Raw genomic sequence first — 17,185 nt, 5'->3', positions numbered from 1 at the left:
TTGAAATTCGGTGTTTGACAATTCTGCTCCCGCCCGGATATACTGTGCTCACTGAACTTCTTCGCGACCAATTCCAACCGAAGTCGCGAACCATTGAATATACGCAAAGAAATCCCCCGAGCGCAATTGCTCGGGGGATTTCTTGTGTTCCGGACAGAGTCCCGGACGGAAATCACAGCACGTCGGCCAGCTCCTCCAGCAGCCGCCGCTTGGGCCGCGCCCCCACCATCGACCGCACGGGCTCGCCGCCCCGGAAGACCATGAACGTCGGCATGGAGAGCACCTTGTAGGCGTTCGTGGTCAGCGGGTTGGTGTCCACGTCCAGCTGCACCACCTTCAGCCGCTCCCCCTCCTCCGCCGCGAGCGCGCCGAGCACCGGGCCCATCTGCCGGCACGGCGGGCACCAGTCGGCGGTGAACTCCACCAGCACCGGCAGCTCCGACCCGATCACCTCCGCCTCGAAGTCCGCGTCCGTCACCTCGGCCACGCCAGCCGCCTTGATCACAGTTCCTGCCCTCCCAGTTCGCACAACGGTGGTTCCCCCTCGGCCATCGCCAGCCGCAGGCCGATCTTGGCCCGCACGGCCTGCAACTCGCCGATCAGCGCGTCCAGCTCGTCCAGCTTGCGCCGGTAGACCGCGAGCGAGGCGGGACACGTGTCGCCCTCCGGGTGCCCGGCCCGCAGGCACTCCACGAAGGGCCGGGTCTCCTCCAGGTCGAACCCGAAGTCCTGCAGCGTCCTGATCTGCCGCAGCAGCAACAGGTCGCTCTCGTCGTACGTCCGATACCCGTTGTCGCCGCGCCGCGCGGGCAGCAGCCCCCGCGACTCGTAGTAGCGCAAGGTGCGCGTCGTGGTCCCGGCCCGCGTGGCCAGCTCGCCGATTCGCATGGGTACGAACGTAAGCCTTGACGCCGACGTCAGGGCAAGCGTGGCAGCAGCGGCTTCGTGCGGACCGGGGAGGACAGCACGATGGACGTCGTCGTACGGCCCAGCGCGGAGACCGCCTCCAGGATCTCCTCCAGATGGATCGTGTCCTCGACGGCGACCTTGAGGATCCAGCAGTCCTCGCCGACGACGTGGTGGACCTCGACGATCTCCGGTCGGTCGATCAGTTCCAGGGTGCGGGGGTGGCGGAGGGTGTAGCCGCCGTGCGGGTTGACCCGGATGAAGGCCTGGATGCCGTAGCCGAGCCGGGCGGGGGCGACCTGGGCGCCGTATCCCGTGATCACGCCCGCCGCCTCCAGCCGCCGTACCCGCTCGGTGACGGCCGCGGGGCTGAGCCGCACACGGCGGCCGAGTTCGCTCAGCTTGATGCGGCCGTCGGTCTGGAGGAGTTCCAGGATCTGCCGGTCCAGGGTGTCGAAGGCCACCGGCGTTTCGTTGGCGGCCGGGCGCAGATGCCGTGGTTCTTTCGGCGTGCTGACCGGATCTCCCATGTCTTCCCCTTCAGAGCGTGGTGTGAGGCCGGGAGAATTATGGTCATGCGAAAGGGACGAGAGGTACTGGTCATCGGCGGGAACCGCTATTTCGGCAAGCGGCTGATCGCGCGGCTGCTGGCCGTGGGGGATCGTGTGACGGTTCTCAATCGGGGGTCGGCCGCCCCGCCGCCGGGCGTGGTCCATCTGGTCGCCGACCGGGGCGACGAGAAGTCCCTGACGGCGGCGCTGGGTTCGCGGACGTTCGACGTCGTGGTCGACCAGGTCTGCTACACCCCTCGGCAGGCGGAGATCGCCCGCCGGGTCTTCACCGGCCGCACCCGCCGTTATGTGCTGACGTCGACGGTGGAGGTGTACGAGTACGAGGACTCGATCGCCCCCGTGCGCGAGCCCGACGTGGATCCGCTGGACGTGCCTGTGGACCTCGGACTCCCCTGGGAGGACGGGGAGTTCCTCGACGCGCACTACGGCGAGGGCAAGCGGCAGGCGGAGGCCGTCCTCGCCGCCGACCCGGCCTTCCCGTACGTGGCGGTGCGGGTCGCCCATGTGCTGGGCGGGGACGACGACTTCACGGGCCGTATGGCCCATTACGCGACCCGCATCCGCTCCGGCGAGCCGATCGCCGTGCCGGTGGTGAACCACCCGGCGACGTACATCCACGTCGAGGAGATCGCCGACTTCCTCCTCTGGGCGGTGGGCGAGGACTTCACCGGCCCGGTCAACGCCGCCTCCCACGGCGTGCTGACCACCGAGGAGCTGTGCGACGCGATCGCCGCGCACCTGCCGGACGGCCGGACCGTCTTCCGGCCCGTCGAGGTCGGCGAGGTCTCCCCGTTCGCCTTCACCCGCGCCTACGGCATGGACAACTCCCGCGCCACACGGCTCGGTTTCCGCTTCACTCGCGCCCGGGACTGGCTCCCGAAGGCCGTCGCCGAGACCCTCGGAAAGGGCGTCTGACATGCGGTACCGCACTCTCGGCCCCCACCGCGTCAGCGCGATCGGCCTCGGCGCTATGCCGCTGTCCCTCGAAGGCCGCCCCGACGAGCGGCGCGCCCTGGCCACCGTGCACGCCGCCCTGGAAGCGGGGGTGACACTGCTGGACACGGCCGACTCGTACCATCTGCCGGGCGCCGAACCCGGTCACAACGAACTCCTCGTCGCCCGCGCGCTGGCCACGTACGGGGGCGACACCGACGACGTACTGGTGGCCACCAAGGGCGGCCGGGGCAGGCCGGCCGACGGCGGCTGGACGGTGAACGGCGACCCCCGCCACCTCAAGGCGGCCGCCGAGGCCTCGCTCCGGCGGCTCGGGGTCGAGGCGATCGGGCTCTACCAGCTGCACAAGCCCGACCCGGCCGTCCCCTTCGAGGAGTCGGTGGGCGCGCTGCGCGAACTCCTCGACGAGGGCAAGATCCGCCTGGCCGGCGTCTCCAACGCGGACGCGGACCGGATCCGCACGGCCCACCGGATCCTCGGCGACCGTCTGGTCTCGGTGCAGAACCAGTACTCGCCCGCCGTACGGGACGGCGAGGCCGAGCTGCGGCTGTGCGCGGAGCTGGGACTGGCGTTCCTGCCGTGGAGTCCGCTGGGCGGCATCGCGCGCAGCTCGCTGGACGGGCCGTCACGGACGGAGGGCGAGGCGCGCTTCGGCGCCTTCCACGAGGTGGCCGCCGCCCATGGCGTCAGCCCGCAGCGGGTGTGCCTGGCCTGGTTGCTGGCGCGGTCCCCGGCCGTGATCCCGATTCCGGGGGCGAGCCGTCCGGAGTCGGTACGGGACTCCGCGGGCGCGGCGGACCTGGTGCTCGGGGCGCAGGAGCTGGCGCGGCTGAACCGGTCGATCGTGCCGGTCGGTTGAGGCTCGCGGATCAGCCGGAGGGCGTGGGAGCCCACTCCCCCTCACCGTCCTTGTCCGCCATGTCCGGGTCCGCCTGCGCCCCCTGGACTCCGAGGAGGCGGCGGGTGAGGTGGTCCTGGTCGGAGAGGAGTTCGTCGAGGGCGGCGCGGACGTCGTCCGGTCGGGTGTGCGGGGATTCGCGCTCGGCCGCGATGAGTACGGAGCGCCGTACCAGCTCCTTGGTGAAGGAGGCCGTGGTGCCCTCCGTGCGCGCCACCACCTCGTCCGCGACGTCCTTGCCGAGGCCGAGTCCGTCGCCGTAGAGGCCGAGGAGGCGGGCGCGGCCCTCGGCGTCGGGCAGCGGGATCTCCACGGCGAGGTCGATGCGGCCGGGGCGCTGGACCAGGGCCGGTTCCAGCAGGTCGGCACGGTTGGTGGTGAGGAGGAAGGCGACGTCGGCGTCGTCGCCGAGGCCGTCCATCTCGTTGAGGACCTGGAAGAGCAGGGGCTGGTCACCACCGCCGTGGTCGCGGGCCTCGGCGATCAGGTCGCAGTCCTCCAGGACGACGAGCGCCGGCTGGAGCATCCGGGCCAGGGCGCAGGCGGGGCCGATGGCGGAGATGCTGGTGCCGGCGAGGACCACCACCGTGAACTGCGGGAGGTGGGAGAGCAGATAGCGGATCGTGTGGGTCTTCCCGGTGCCGGGCGGGCCGTACAGCAGCAGTCCGCGGCGCAGGTGCTGGCCCGCCGCGCGCAGCTGCTCGCGGCGCCGGGCGACGCCCACGACCTGGCGTTCCAGGCGTTCGAGGAGGCCGGCGGGGAGCACGATGTCGTCGCGGGTGAGGTGGGGGCGGCGGTGGAAGCGGAAGGGGCCGAGGCCGCGCCGGAACTCCGAGCCCTCGAAGGAGAGCACCTGTCCGCGGAAGACGTTGTGTTCGCGTACGAGGGTGTCGAGCCCGGCGAGCAGGCGGTCCGCGAACTCCTTGTCCCGCGCGAGGACCTCGACCTCGACCTTGTAGCGCCCGTACTCGTCCTGCGGTCCGCGCAGCAGTACCGCGAACCGTTCGTCGCCGTCCCGGCCGAGGTAGAACCCGCAGGAGACGCAGGCCAGCTCGGTGTCCGGGGCGACGGGGAGGTGGGCGTAGTCGACGGCGCCGATCACGAAGCGGTCGTAGCGGTCGGCCGCGTCGAGGATGTCGCCGAGGGTGAGGTCGCCGTGGTGCTGGGCACCGCGCAGGCCGACCAGTTCGTAGGAGCGGGCGGGGTCGGCGGCGAACCAGCGTTCCAGGGCGAGGTGGACGTTGGGCAGGTCGTACGGCGCGTAGGCCGCCTTGACGACGGGGCGGTCGGCCGGAGTGGACCCGAGGTGGGCCATGAGCCGGGCGCTGAGGTTGCGGCCGTCCTCCTGGTCCTTGCGGGGTGCGCGGGCGACCGCCGTCAGGAACTCGTAGAACGGTTCGTTCACTTGCTCCAGCGAGACGGCCGGCGCCTCCTGGTGAGGTCGGTTGGGTGACGCGTCTTCCGCCATGCCCGCCTCCTGGTGGACGGCCTCGGTCAGGGCCTTCCAGCCTGGGGCCGGACGGGCGGCGGGTCAAAGGATTTCGGGCGGGCGGGCGTGAACGGCCGCGAAGGGGTGGGCCCTTCCCGAGCCCGCCCCTTCACTCCCCCGGTGCGGTGGCTGTGCGCCCGAACCACTCCCTGGCTGCCTCGGGGCGCCCCGTGAGCATCAGGAGGAGCCCGGCGATCGGGCCGCGGACCTCCTCGCCCTCCCCGCACGTCCACTCGATGTCGGTGGCGACCAGGCGTGCGCGCGGGAGCGGCCAGGGGCGGGGCGGGAACCGCATGGTCCACACACGATCGGCGGCGTCGCGGGCGGCGGCCACGGGCATCGCACGTTCGCGGCCGAGCGCGAGGGCGATGTCCTGGCCGTGGACGAGGATGTCGAGCAGGGGTTCGCGGGGCGTGGTGGTGGGGGCGAGGGCGCGGGAGCCGATGATCGAGCGGAGGTTGGCGACGATCTCGGTGACGGGCGCGTGGGCCTCGCGGACCGCCGAGTCGTGGATCATCCGGTTCCAGTTCCCGCGGGCACGGATCATCTCCCGTACGCCGTCCCGGTAGGTGAAGCGCGCCGCCATGGTCAGATGAGCGGCCACGTCACGCACCCGCCAGTCACCACACCGTGTGGGTGTCTCCCACTCGTCGGGGCTCAGCCCGTCCAGCAGGTCGGCCAGGCTCGCCCGCTCCCGGTCGACGATCGCCCAGCGCTCATCCACGCCCAGCACGACACCCATGGGAATCACCCCACCCAAAGTGGTAAGCTTCTCTGACCAAATTAGTCAGAGGCTCTGACCAAAGTCAAGCCAAGTGCAGTCGGCGGTACAGCTATTCGAGGAGGCCCCGTACATGGTGGTGGAGAGCGAGCTCAACACGGGCGTGCTCCTGTTCCTCCCCTACCGGGCCCTGGAGAACCGCGTCTTCGCCGCCCTCGCGGAGGCCGGCTTCGACGACTTCACGCCCGCCCAGGCCCGGGTCATGCAGCGCATCGGCCCGCAGGGCACACGCCTGACCGAGCTGGCGGAACAGGCCCAGGTCACCAAGCAGACGGCCGGCTTCCTGGTCGACCAGCTGGAGAAGGCGGGCTATGTACGCCGGGTGCCGGACCCGACGGACAAGCGCGCCCGGCTGGTGTGCCTGGCGGAGAAGGCCCGGGCGGCCAAGGATGTCGCCGACGCGGTGGTCGCCGAGGTGGAGAAGGAGTGGGAGGAGCACCTCGGGAAGCGGCGGATGAAGCAGTTGCGGGAGGCGTTGACGCTGTTGCGGGAGGTCACGGATCCGTGGGCCTAGGCCCGTCGGCACCCCGGCCGGCCCGCCCGTCCCTTCCGCTCCTCTGCTCGTCCGCCCCTTCCGCTCCCGTAATGCCGTCAGGCGTACGGCAGTTGCCGTACGCCTGAGTCGGGACCAGCGATGTGGACCGGGCGGCTGAGCGACGGGGGAGCTACTCAGCCACCCGGAGTGTGATGGCCGGACGCCCGGCCCCGGTTCAGGCGGGGCCGGACGTCCGGAGCACGGGCCCGGACCGGTCGGAGGTCAGGAGCATGGACCGGGCCGAGGCCAGGAGCATGGACCGGGCCGGACCGGGCCGGAGTCGGTCAGGTCTTGGCGAGTTCCTTCTCGCCGCCCTGTTCCGGCGCCTCCGCGGCCGGGGCGCCGTCGTGGCCGTGGTCGTCCACGAGGGTCTTCTCGTCGAACGGGATCTGACCGGCGAGCACCTCGTTGACCCGGCCCTTGTCGATCTCCTTGGTCCAGGTGCCGATCAGGACCGTGGCGACCGCGTTGCCCGCGAAGTTCGTCAGGGCGCGGGCCTCGCTCATGAAGCGGTCGATGCCGACGATGAGGCCGATGCCGTCCACCAGGGCGGGCTTGTGCGACTGGAGGCCACCGGCCAGGGTCGCGAGACCGGCGCCCGTGACACCGGCGGCGCCCTTGGAGGCGACCAGCAGGAAGAGCAGCAGCGGGATCTGCTCACCGATCGCCATCGGCGTACCCATGGCGTCGGCGATGAACAGGGACGCCATGGTCATGTAGATCATGGTGCCGTCGAGGTTGAAGGAGTAGCCGGTCGGGACGGTGATGCCGACCACCGGCTTGCTGACACCGAGGTGCTCCATCTTCGCGATGAGGCGCGGCAGCGCGGACTCGGAGGAGGAGGTCGACAGGATCAGCAGGAACTCACGGCCCAGGTACTTGAAGAGCGTGAAGATGTTCAGGCCGGCGACCAGCCGCAGCAGCGCGCCGAGCACGATGAAGACGAAGAGGAAGCAGGTGACGTAGAAGCCGACCATCAGGATGGCCAGTTCCTTGAGCGCGTCGAGACCGGCGGACCCGGTGACGGCGGCGATGGCGCCGAAGGCACCGATCGGCGCGGCCCACATCACCATGGCGAGGATGCGGAAGACGAGCTTCTGGATGTGCTGCACACCGCGCAGGATCGGCTCTCCGGCAGACCCCATGCCCTGCAGCGCGAATCCGACGAGGAGGGCGATGAGCAGGGTCTGGAGGACCTCTTGGACGGTGAAGGCGGAGAGCATCGTGGTCGGGATGATGCCGAGCAGGAACTCGGTGGTGTCCTTGGCCTCCGCGTCGACCTGCGCGTGACCGGCGTCCTTGACGGCGTCGGTGATGGCGAGCCCGGTGCCCGGCTCCAGGATGTTGCCGACGACCAGGCCGATACCGAGCGCGACCAGCGACATCGCGAGGAAGTAGGCCAGCGCGATACCGCCGACCTTGCCGACCTTCGCGGCCTTCCGTACCGAGCCGATGCCCAGCACGATCGTGCAGAAGATGATCGGCGAGATCATCATCTTGATCAGGTTCACGAAGCCCGTTCCGATGGGCTTCAGCTCGACCGCGAAGTCGGGCGCGATGAGACCCACGGCGATACCGAGGGCGACCGCGATGATCACCGCGATGTAGAGGTAGTGCGTGCGGTCCCGCTTGGCGACGGGTGCGGCAGGTGCCGTATCGGGGGAACTGGCGGCGGCCACGGCTGCCCTCCTTGACGTCTTCGTCGGCATCACCGGCGTGCGGCTCACGTCCGGGGTGGGGGTCTCGCTGATCAGGTGCCGCGCCCCGGGGAGGGGGTCACGCCGCCTTGGGGACGGGGGTGTCTTATTCAGCGATGCGGTGACTATCTCCTGCTGTGTGAGGGCGGTCACCCTTCCGTTCATTTAGTTCACAATCAGCCAGGGAGGCAGACTGACGACATGCGCATCCCCGCCATTCCGACGCCCCGCAGCCTGGCAGGCCAGCTCTTCGCCATGCAGGCCGTGCTGATAGCGGTGCTCGTCGCCGGGTACGCGGTGTTCACCTACGTCAGCGACCGCGGCCAGGCCGAGGACGCGGCGGGCCGGCAGGCGATGGCGGTCGCCCAGTCGATCGCCGACGCCCCGTCCGTACCGGCGGCGATCCGCACCGCCGACCCCACGGCCGCACTCCAGCCGTACGCGCTGCGGGTCCAGCACGACGCCGACGTCGACTTCGTCACGATCATGAACCGCGAGGGCATTCGCTGGACGCACCCGGACGAGGAGCAGATCGGCCAGCACTTCCGCGGCCACACGGAGCGCGCCCTGCGCGGGGAGCCGTTCACCGAGACGTACACCGGCACGCTGGGCGCGTCCGTGCGGGCGGTCGTACCGATCTACGACGGGGGGCGTACGCCGAAGGACATCGTCGGGCTGGTCAGCGCGGGTATCAGGGTCGAGGCGATCAGCAAGCGGGTGCAGGACCAGCTGACGGCCCTGATCGGGGTGGCGGGGGGTGCGCTGGCGCTGGGCGCGGTCGGTACGTACGTCATCAACGCGCGGCTGCGCCGGCACACCCATGGCATGAACGCGGCCGAGCTGAGCCGGATGCACGACTACCACCAGGCCGCGTTGCACGCGGTGCGTGAGGGGCTGCTGATGCTGGACGGGCAGTACAGGGTGGCGCTGATCAACGACGGCGGGCGGGAACTGCTCGGAGTGGCCGGCGATGTGGTGGGGCGCTCGGTGGCGGACCTCGGGCTGCCCGCGCCGCTGACCGGGGCGCTGCTGGCGTCGGAGCCGAGGGTCGACGAGGTGCTCCTGACGGCGGAACGGGTGCTCGTGGTGAACACCTCGCCGGTGTCCGGCGGCGAGCGGCGCGGCACGGTGGTGACACTCCGGGACGTCACCGAACTCCAGTCCCTGATGGGCGAGTTGGACTCCGAGCGGGGCTTCACCCATGCGCTGCGCTCCCAGGCCCACGAGGCGGCGAACCGGCTGCACACGGTGGTCTCGCTCATCGAGCTGGGCCGGGCCGAGGAGGCGGTCGAGTTCGCGACGGCCGAGCTGGAACTGGCCCAGGCGCTGACGGACCAGGTCGTGGCGGCGGTGAGCGAGCCCGTGCTGGCGGCGTTGCTGCTGGGGAAGACCGCGCAGGCCAACGAGCGGGGCGTGGAGCTGGTGGTGACGGAGGACAGCCGCCTGGACGACGGCCTGCTGCCCGACGCCCTGCCCGCCCGGGACCTCGTGACGATACTGGGCAACCTGATCGACAACGCGGTCGACGCGGCGCAGGGAAGCGTGGGGGCACGGGTGACGGTGACGGCGTACGCCGAGCGCGGCGAACTGGTGCTCCGGGTGACGGACACCGGCACCGGGGTGGACCCCGAGCACGCCGAGGCGGTGTTCCAGCGCGGGTTCTCCACGAAGCCGGCCGGGCCGGGGGGCCGGGGGCTGGGGCTGGCACTGGTGCGGCAGGCCGTGAGCCGGCACCACGGGGCGCTGTCGGTGACGGAGGCCGATGGGGGTGGGGCGGTGTTCGAGGTGCGGTTGCCGTTGGTGGGGGGAGGGGCCAATGGGGGGCCTTCGGGGGTGGGGCCCGGTGCCGGTGCCCCGGGCGAGGGCGCTTCGGCGGAGGGGCCCGGTGCCCCGGGCGAGGACGCCTCGGCGGAGGGGGCGGATTGCGAGGACGGGGCCGCGTCGGCGGACGGGGGGGCCTCCGAAGGCGCGGTGGTTTCGAGAGGTGACGTATGACGGCTTCGGACGAGCAGGCGATTCGCGTCCTGGTCGTGGAGGACGACCCGGTCGCGGCGGACGCGCACATGATGTACGTCGGCCGGGTGCCGGGGTTCGTGGCGGTCGGCAAGGCGCACACGGGGGCGGAGGCGCGGCGCGCGCTGGAGCGGACGCCGGTCGATCTGCTGCTGCTGGACCTGCACCTACCGGATGTGCACGGGCTTCAGCTGGCGCGGTCGTTGCGGGCGGCCGGGCATCACGCGGATGTGATCGCGGTGACGTCGGCGCGGGATCTGGCGGTGGTGCGGGAGGGGGTGTCGCTGGGGGTCGTGCAGTACGTACTGAAGCCTTTCACGTTCGCCACGCTGCGGGACCGGCTGGTGCGGTACGCCGAGTTCCACGCGTCGGTGGGCGAGGCGAGCGGCCAGGACGAGGTGGACCGGGCCCTGGCGACGCTGCGGGCACCCTCGCCTGCGGCGCTGCCCAAAGGGTTGAGTGCGCCGACGTTGGAGCGGGTGACGGGGGCTGTGCGGGAGGCCGAGGAGGGCCTGACCGCGGCCGGGGTCGCCGAGGCTGTGGGGATTTCGCGGATTACGGCTCGGCGGTATCTGGAGCATTTGGTGGAGGCGGGGAGGGCTGAGCGTAAGCCGGTCTATGGGCAGGTGGGGAGGCCGGAGTTCGTTTATCGGTGGGTGAGGGGGGTGGAGAAGGGGCGCTAGGTGGGGGTCTTGGGGAGGGTGGTGGCTCGGGTGCGGGCTCGGGCGGCATCGTCCGGAGCGTGGGCGGAAGATCGCAAGAGCTGACAAGGTGCGGGCCTGAGTATGGGCATCGATCGCCTCCTGCACCGGCCCACCGCCCTCGGCCAGGGCCGCCGGCAACTCCGCCTTCATGTGCCCGTTCCGCCCCCCGGTGCCGGTCGGTCACGCCCTTCAACGGTAGGGCTCACGACGGGAGTTCACTCCCCCTTCGCGTACCGCACGACCTGCCAGCCCAGCCCGCCCACCGCCAGCGCCTCCAGCGCCGACAGCACGACGAGCAGCGCCCCGGACCCACCGTCCGCCCAGAACAGCACCAGAGCCGCCAACGGCACCGCGCAGAAGGCCAGCAGGTCCACCAGGAGCTGCACGACCTTACGGGAGCGGCGCCGCGCGTCCCCCCGGTGCGCGGTCTCCCAGCCGAACGCCTGGAATCCGCCGCCGGGTTCGGCGAGGGCCTCGAGCCGGGGTCCGAGTTCCTCGCGGACGTACGCTCCGATCGCCGAGATCTTCTGGTCGTTCACGAGGTAGGTCCACCCGAGCACGACACAGACCGGCGGCAGCGCGAGCAGCATCGACGCCTGCTTGGCCTGGGCCGCGGCGGCGATGACGGCGGCCACGACGGCGAGGGTCACGTACAGCAGGTTGTCCCGGAACCCGATCCTCGCCTTCTGCTCGTCCTTCACGGTCTGGTACTCGGCGAGCAGCAACTGCCCTACGGTGACGTCCTGTTCCGGCACTCTCTTCCCTTCCCCCGGCGTACCTTATGAGTGTGCCGGAGACACCACACACCGTTCTGGTCCTGACCGCGCTCCCCCTCGAATACGCCGCGATCCGCGCGCACATCGAGGAGCGGGACGAACGGGTCCACCCCGACGGAACACGAGTCGAGATCGGCCGGCTGTCCGGCACACCCTGGCATGCAGCCATCGCCGAGCTGGGTATGGGCGCCGAACGGGCCGCCGCTCTCACCAGCCAGCTCATCAACTGGCTGCGTCCCGAGGCCGTGTTCTTCGTCGGCGTCGCCGGCAGCCTGAAGGACGACGTCGGGATCGGCGACGTCGTCGTGGGCACGCAGGTCTACGAGATCCACGGCGGCAAGCAGACGCCGGAGGGTTTCCTGGTCCGGCCGAAAGCCCTGCCGGGCTCGCATGCGCTCGAACAGGCCGCCCGTTCCGCCGTGCGGGACATGCCCGACGTGCGGGCGCACTTCCTGCCGATCGCCACGGGCGACGTGGTCCTGGCGGACGCCCAGTCGAAGATCGCCCGGTTCATCCGCCGGAGCTACAACGACGCGGGCGCGATCGAGATGGAGGGCTCCGGTGCGCTCCAGGCGGCCCACCTGAACGGCCGGTTGGACGCCCTGGTGATCCGGGGCATCAGCGACCGGGCCGACGAGGGCAAGAGCAGGGCCGACGCCTCGGGTTCACAGGAACTCGCCGCCAAGCAGGCGGCCGCGGTCACGGTGGGGGTGCTGCGCAAGCACCAGCCCCGCAAGGGTTCCTCCGACTCCGAGGAGGGTCCCCATCGGCGCGGGGACGGCGGAGCGACGTACGGTGGAGACCACATCGACTTTCGGGGCGGCACCTTCTACGGCCCGGTCACCGGCAAGACCGACGGGCGACGGTAGGGGCAGCAGGGGCACCGCCCACGGCCCGGTCCCGCGAGCGACTGCCACGCTGCCGCCCCGTCCCCTGGGCTTCACCGGCCGATCGGCGGAGCTGGAACGCCTGCTGCCGCATCTCTCACCCGACGAGGACGACACGGCCGCGCGGCCGCTTCTCATCTTCGCCGTCACCGGTATGGGTGGCATCGGGAAGACCGCGCTGGCGGTGGAGGCGGCGCACCGGGCCCGTGCGCGGGGCTGGTTCCCGGGCGGGACGCTCTTCGTGGACCTGCGCGGGTACGACGACGACCCGGTCACGGCTGATCAGGCGGTGCTGGCGCTGCTCGATGCGCTTGGGGTGCGGGACCGGGATCTGCCGGCGACGGCGGAGCGGCAGTACGACACATATCGCGCGCTCCTCGCCGAGCGGCAGGACCAGATGCTGCTGATCTTGGACAACGCGTCCGAGCCGTCCCAGTTCCTGCCACTGCTGCCCGGCACGGACCATCACCGGGTGATCATCACTTCGCGGGACCGTCCTGACGCCCTTCCGGTACGCCTCATCGACCTGGAATCACTCGCCCCTGACGACTCGGTCGCCTTGGTGACCCGCGCCCTGCTCGACACCGACGAACGCGACGAACGCCCTGAGCGCGAGACCGAGGCGCTTCGCGAACTGTCCGACCTCTGCGGCAATTTGCCCCTCGCCCTCCAGATCGCCACGGGGATACTGCGCCGACGACGACATCGGAACATCGCCTCTCTGGTGACCGAGATCCGGGACGCCCGGGACCCGACCACGGTTCTCGACCAAGGCAGCCCCGGCACGGACCTGTACGGCCGCTCGCTCGTCCTGCGTCCCGTGTTGGAGACCTCCTATCGCCGGCTGCCGCCCGAACAGGCCCGGTTGCTGCGGCTGCTCTGCGTTGCTCCGGGTGCGGAGACCGGTGTGGAGGCGATCGCCGCTCTGGCCGACTTCGGCTTGGCGGCCACGCTGCGCCTGCTGGAGGAGTTGGCCGCCACTCATCTCGTCACGCCGGTGCGGTGCGTCGACGGGACGGCTCCCGCCATGCGGTGGCGGGTGCATGACCTGGTGCGCGGGTTCGGGTCGGGTGTGGTCGCAGCGGATGCGAGGCTGCGGGAGGAGGGGGAGGCGGCGCGGGACCGGGTGCTGGATTTCTATTGGCGGTGGGCGGATGCGGCCGATGACCGGTTGCGGTGGCTGCCGGGGATGGAGGAGCCGGAGCGGTTCGCGGATCGGGGGCAGGCCTTGGCGTGGCTGGACGGGGAGCGGGCGGGTCTGGTGGCGGCGGTGGCGTGGGGGCGGGAGGAGCGGTTCGCGGGCTCGGCGGTGCGGCTGGCCCAGTGTCTAGGGGAGTACCTGTACTCGCGGCGGTATTTCGACGACTGGATCGCGGTCGCGGCGGCCGCGCGGGAGGCCACCCAACTTGCCGGGGACCGGCTGGGTGAGGCCATCGCGTGGGACCACCTCGGAGTCGCCCTGCGGGAGGCGGGCCGGGCGGAGGAAGCGATCGACGCCCACACCCGAGCCCGCGACCTGTACCGGGCCACCGGAGACCACGAGAGCGAGGCCATGGCCTGGGACAACCTCGGCATCGCTCTGCGGGAGGCGGGCCGCACAGAGGAAGCGATCGACGCCCACACCCGAGCCCGCGACCTGTGCCAGGAGGCGGAAGACCGCCACCACGAGGCCGGAGCATGGCACAACCTCGGCAACGCCCAGCAGGAGGCGGGCCGCACAGAGGAAGCGATCGACGCCCACACCCAAGCCCGCGACCTGTTCCAGGCCACCGGAGACCGCCACCGTGAGGCCAAGGCGTGGCACAGCCTCGGCAACGGCCTGCAGGAGGCGGGTCGCGCGGAGGAGGCGATCGAGGCGTACGGCGAGTCACTGGAGGCATACCGGGAGTTCGAGGACTGGTACGGCGAGGGCCGGGCCCTCCACGCCCTGGCCCTCGCCTATGAGGCCGCCCACCGACCCACCGAGGCCCGCGCCGCTCACTTCCAGTCCGCCGACGCCTACACCCGCGCCAACGCCCCCACCGAAGCCGCCCAAGCACGCGCGGCAGCCGAGCCCCCGGAATGACCCGACCTCACCCCGCCCCCCACATACCCCCGGGCCCCCGGCTGAGGCACAACAGCCCACATCCGCGTCCCACCCCCCAGGCCCCCGCGCCTCCCCAAACCCCCACTCCCCGGCACACGTCCGCACCACACACCCCAGCACTCGCAACGCCTCCCGTTCAAGGCAGGCGGCGTCCCGGGGCGGGGCAGTCCGTCGTCTACGCCGAGGCGGCTGTCCCTCATCTCGACTCCGTAGAACTCGACAGCACCCACGGCCCGGAGTTCATCGACAGGGCAGGCCAACTGACCCAGCAATGAACTCAGTTGGTTGCCCCGCCCTCCGCTCGGACCACTACCTCACCGACACCCGCGAAGCCCTCCGCATCCTCATCCGCGACATCAAGTCAGGCAAGGCCGACCACCTCCTGCAGCCGACGCCCTCCTCGCCCACGCCGTCACCCAATCCGCCGCATACACATTGACCTGACTAGACCACTCAACCTACGTTCACCAGGCAGCCATCCCCGCGCCACAACGAAGTGCGCCCGCAGGAGGTCATGCCCGTGCGCCCCACCGCCACCCGCCCCGCCCGCCTCGCTCGCCCGGCCCTCCCCACACTCCTCGCCCTCACCCTCGCCGCCGCAGGCACCCTCGCCGCCTGCGGCAGCGGCTCCGGCAGCGACCCGGACACCGTCAAGGTCTCCTTCAAGCAGTCCACGGACAACTCCATCAAGGTGATGGACACCTACCTCGCGGACATCAAGAAGCAGTTCGAGAAGGCGAACCCCGGCAAGAAGGTCGAGTTCGTCCCGATCAAGGCCCCGGACTCGGAGTACTACACCAAGCTCCAGCAGATGCTCCGCTCCCCCAAGACCGCCCCCGACCTGGTCTACGAGGACACCTTCCTCATCAACTCGGACATCACCAGCGGGTACTTGAAGCCGCTCGATCCCTACCTCGCCAAGTGGAAGGACTGGGGACAGTTCATCGACACGGCGAAGGCGGCGGCCAAGGGCGAGGACGGCAAGACGTACGGCGTGCCGGACGGGACCGACACCCGAGGGCTGTGGTTCAGCAAGGACATCTTCAAGAAGGCCGGCCTGCCCGCCGGCTGGCAGCCGAAGACCTGGGACGACGTCCTCGACGCCGCCCGCACGATCAAGCAGAAGGCCCCCGACGCCATCCCCCTGAACGTCTACACCGGCAAGCCCGTCGGTGAGGCCGCCACCATGCAGACCTTCGAGATGCTGCTCTACGGGACGGATGGCACAGGCACGAACGACGGCACCGCCGACCCCCTCTACGACAAGTCGGCCAAGAAATGGGTCGCCGGCAGCCAGGGCTTCAAGGACGCCCTCACGTTCGTCGAGACCGTCTACAAGGAGAAACTCGGCCCGGACGTCTCCGACGCCCTCGACCCCAACGTCATGACCCGCGTCCGCGGCGAGTGGCTGCCGCAGGGCAAGCTCGGCATCGCCCTCGACGGCTCCTGGCTCCCGCAGGACTGGCTGCCCGGCAGCGGCCACGAATGGCCCGAGTGGTCCGACGAACTCGGCCTCGCCGCCATGCCCACCCAGAACGGCCAGGCCCCCGGCAAGGTGAGCATGTCCGGCGGCTGGACCTGGTCCATCCCGGCCAAGGCGGGCAACCCTGACCTGGCCTTCGAGTTCATCAAGACGATGCAGACTAAGGCGAACGCCCAGAAGTGGTACGTCGCCAACTCCGGTATCGCGGTACGGCAGGACGTCGCGGACGACCCCTCCTACATCGACGCCCAACCCGGCATCAAGTTCTTCACGGACCTCGTGGCCAGCACGCACTACCGTCCCGCCTACCCCGCGTATCCGAAGGTCTCCACCGCCGTGCAGGAGGCGATGGAGGGTGTGACGACGGGTGACATGTCGGTGGACGAGGCGGCGAAGGGCTACGACGAGGAGCTGAAGTCGGCGACGGACGACCAGGTGATCGAGAAATGAGCCCCTGCTCATGACGGTCGTCACGAAAAGGCCTGCACCGGGCCCGGGACGGGAACCAACCACTCCCCGTCCCACAACGCATCGTTCCCAGCCACGCCACCGCTCCCTTACTCGCGCCCTCCCCCTCTCCCCCGCCGTCGTCCTGCTGCTCCTCTTCCTCGCCGGCCCCATCGCCTACTGCGCCTACATCGCCTTCACCGACCTCCAGCTCACCGGCCAGGCAGAGGACTCCTTCGTCGGCTTCGACAACTTCCGTACGGCCTTCGGTGACGAGGCGTTCCTCAACGCGGTCTGGCTCACCCTCGTCTTCACCGTCATCTCGGCCCTGATCGGCCAGAACACCCTGGGCCTGGGCCTGGCCCTGCTGATGCAGCGTGCCTCGAAGCCCGTCCGTACCCTCACCGGCGCCATCGTCATCACGGCGTGGGTACTGCCGGAGGTCGTCGCCGGGTTTCTCCTGTACGCCTTCTTCCGTCGCGAAGGCACCCTGAACGCCATCCTGGACTGGCTCCAACTCCCCTCCCAGAACTGGCTGTTCACGCTCCCGATCCTCGCGGTGTCGTTCGCGAACGTATGGCGGGGTACGGCCTTCTCGATGCTCGTCTACTCTGCCGCCCTGGGCGAGATCCCGAAGGAGATCACCGAGGCGGCCGAGGTCGACGGCGCAGGCGGCCGACGCCGGCTGTGGCACATCACGCTCCCGATGATCCGCCGCTCCATCGGCACGAACCTCATGCTCATCACCCTCCAGACCCTGTCCGTCTTCGGGCTGATCTGGGTGATGACGAGGGGCGGCCCGGGCGGCAGGAGCCAGACGCTGCCGCTGTTCATGTACGAGGAGGCGTTCCAGAAGAGCATGATCGGCTACGGCACGGCGGTCGCCCTCCTGCTCCTCCTGGTGGGCTCGCTGTTCTCGGTGGTCTACCTGCGTCTGCTGCGAACGGAGGTCTGACG

At 70.6% G+C, this 17,185-nt stretch carries 16 protein-coding genes; 9 read left to right on the top strand and 7 right to left on the bottom strand.

What is annotated here, in order from left to right; genetic code table 11:
* Positions 1-172: 172 nt before the first annotated feature.
* The 3 genes from EJ357_RS32030 to EJ357_RS32020 are packed head-to-tail and all read right to left on the bottom strand — an operon-like array spanning position 173 to position 1,436.
* Complete coding sequence (locus EJ357_RS32030) at positions 173-487, bottom strand: thioredoxin family protein (protein ID WP_126395161.1); 315 nt, start codon at positions 485-487, stop codon at positions 173-175.
* Positions 488-501: 14 nt separating this feature from the next.
* On the bottom strand, positions 502-888 hold the full coding sequence (locus EJ357_RS32025; RefSeq protein WP_126395160.1) for a MerR family transcriptional regulator: 387 nt from the start codon (positions 886-888) through the stop codon (positions 502-504).
* Between the two features lie 29 nt (positions 889-917).
* Entirely contained in the window at positions 918-1,436 is a 519-nt protein-coding gene (locus tag EJ357_RS32020; protein ID WP_175647596.1) for an Lrp/AsnC family transcriptional regulator, read from the bottom strand.
* Positions 1,437-1,481: 45 nt separating this feature from the next.
* On the opposite strand from EJ357_RS32020, the gene EJ357_RS32015 reads away from it, so the two are divergent.
* A complete protein-coding gene (locus EJ357_RS32015; protein ID WP_228472673.1) occupies positions 1,482-2,393 on the top strand; it encodes an NAD-dependent epimerase/dehydratase family protein in 912 nt (303 codons plus the stop codon).
* Between the two features lies 1 nt (position 2,394).
* A complete protein-coding gene (locus EJ357_RS32010; protein WP_126395158.1) occupies positions 2,395-3,291 on the top strand; it encodes an aldo/keto reductase in 897 nt (298 codons plus the stop codon).
* A 10-nt stretch (positions 3,292-3,301) separates the two neighbouring features.
* Here the strand turns inward: EJ357_RS32010 and EJ357_RS32005 are convergent, their stop codons facing one another.
* Both EJ357_RS32005 and EJ357_RS32000 read right to left on the bottom strand, forming a co-directional pair.
* Positions 3,302-4,798 (bottom strand): AAA family ATPase, encoded by a 1,497-nt coding sequence (locus EJ357_RS32005; protein WP_126395157.1) that lies wholly within the window; start codon positions 4,796-4,798, stop codon positions 3,302-3,304.
* A 130-nt stretch (positions 4,799-4,928) separates the two neighbouring features.
* Positions 4,929-5,561, bottom strand: a complete 633-nt coding sequence (locus EJ357_RS32000) for a maleylpyruvate isomerase family mycothiol-dependent enzyme (RefSeq protein WP_126395156.1) — start codon at positions 5,559-5,561, stop codon at positions 4,929-4,931.
* 112 nt (positions 5,562-5,673) lie between these two features.
* Here EJ357_RS32000 and EJ357_RS31995 point away from each other — a divergent pair, with 112 nt between their 5' ends.
* Positions 5,674-6,114 carry a MarR family winged helix-turn-helix transcriptional regulator gene (locus tag EJ357_RS31995; protein WP_126395155.1) on the top strand — a complete coding sequence of 147 codons (441 nt, stop codon included), beginning with the start codon at positions 5,674-5,676 and terminating at the stop codon, positions 6,112-6,114.
* A 305-nt stretch (positions 6,115-6,419) separates the two neighbouring features.
* Here EJ357_RS31995 and EJ357_RS31990 read toward each other — a convergent pair whose 3' ends face one another.
* Positions 6,420-7,844, bottom strand: coding sequence for a cation:dicarboxylate symporter family transporter (locus EJ357_RS31990; RefSeq protein WP_126400328.1), 1,425 nt, complete (start codon positions 7,842-7,844; stop codon positions 6,420-6,422).
* A gap of 189 nt (positions 7,845-8,033) precedes the next feature.
* Between EJ357_RS31990 and EJ357_RS31985 the strand changes: the two genes are divergently transcribed.
* Positions 8,034-9,827, top strand: coding sequence for a sensor histidine kinase (locus EJ357_RS31985; RefSeq protein ID WP_126395154.1), 1,794 nt, complete (start codon positions 8,034-8,036; stop codon positions 9,825-9,827).
* Entirely contained in the window at positions 9,824-10,528 is a 705-nt protein-coding gene (locus EJ357_RS31980; RefSeq protein ID WP_126395153.1) for a DUF977 family protein, read from the top strand. Before EJ357_RS31985 ends, EJ357_RS31980 begins: the two co-directional genes overlap by 4 nt.
* A 236-nt stretch (positions 10,529-10,764) precedes the next feature.
* Here the strand turns inward: EJ357_RS31980 and EJ357_RS31975 are convergent, their stop codons facing one another.
* A complete protein-coding gene (locus EJ357_RS31975) occupies positions 10,765-11,304 on the bottom strand; it encodes a hypothetical protein (protein ID WP_126395152.1) in 540 nt (179 codons plus the stop codon).
* Between the two features lie 26 nt (positions 11,305-11,330).
* Here EJ357_RS31975 and EJ357_RS31970 point away from each other — a divergent pair, with 26 nt between their 5' ends.
* The 4 genes from EJ357_RS31970 (at position 11,331) to EJ357_RS31945 (ending at position 17,183) form a co-directional block, all read left to right on the top strand.
* The gene (locus tag EJ357_RS31970) at positions 11,331-12,194 is read left to right on the top strand and encodes a 5'-methylthioadenosine/S-adenosylhomocysteine nucleosidase family protein (RefSeq protein WP_126395151.1); all 864 of its coding nucleotides are present in this window, start codon (positions 11,331-11,333) and stop codon (positions 12,192-12,194) included.
* A gap of 100 nt (positions 12,195-12,294) precedes the next feature.
* On the top strand, positions 12,295-14,277 hold the full coding sequence (locus EJ357_RS31965; RefSeq protein WP_126400325.1) for an ATP-binding protein: 1,983 nt from the start codon (positions 12,295-12,297) through the stop codon (positions 14,275-14,277).
* Between the two features lie 535 nt (positions 14,278-14,812).
* A complete protein-coding gene (locus tag EJ357_RS31950) occupies positions 14,813-16,231 on the top strand; it encodes an extracellular solute-binding protein (RefSeq protein WP_126395150.1) in 1,419 nt (472 codons plus the stop codon).
* Positions 16,232-16,241: 10 nt separating this feature from the next.
* Positions 16,242-17,183 carry a carbohydrate ABC transporter permease gene (locus EJ357_RS31945; RefSeq protein WP_126395149.1) on the top strand — a complete coding sequence of 314 codons (942 nt, stop codon included), beginning with the start codon at positions 16,242-16,244 and terminating at the stop codon, positions 17,181-17,183.
* Positions 17,184-17,185: the final 2 nt, after the last annotated feature.

The sequence above is a fragment of the Streptomyces cyaneochromogenes genome, from assembly GCF_003963535.1.
In the GTDB taxonomy this organism is placed as follows: domain Bacteria; phylum Actinomycetota; class Actinomycetes; order Streptomycetales; family Streptomycetaceae; genus Streptomyces; species Streptomyces shaanxiensis.
The sequence above is the reverse complement of the archived record's forward strand: the minus strand, read 5'-3'. Positions and strand labels throughout refer to the sequence as shown.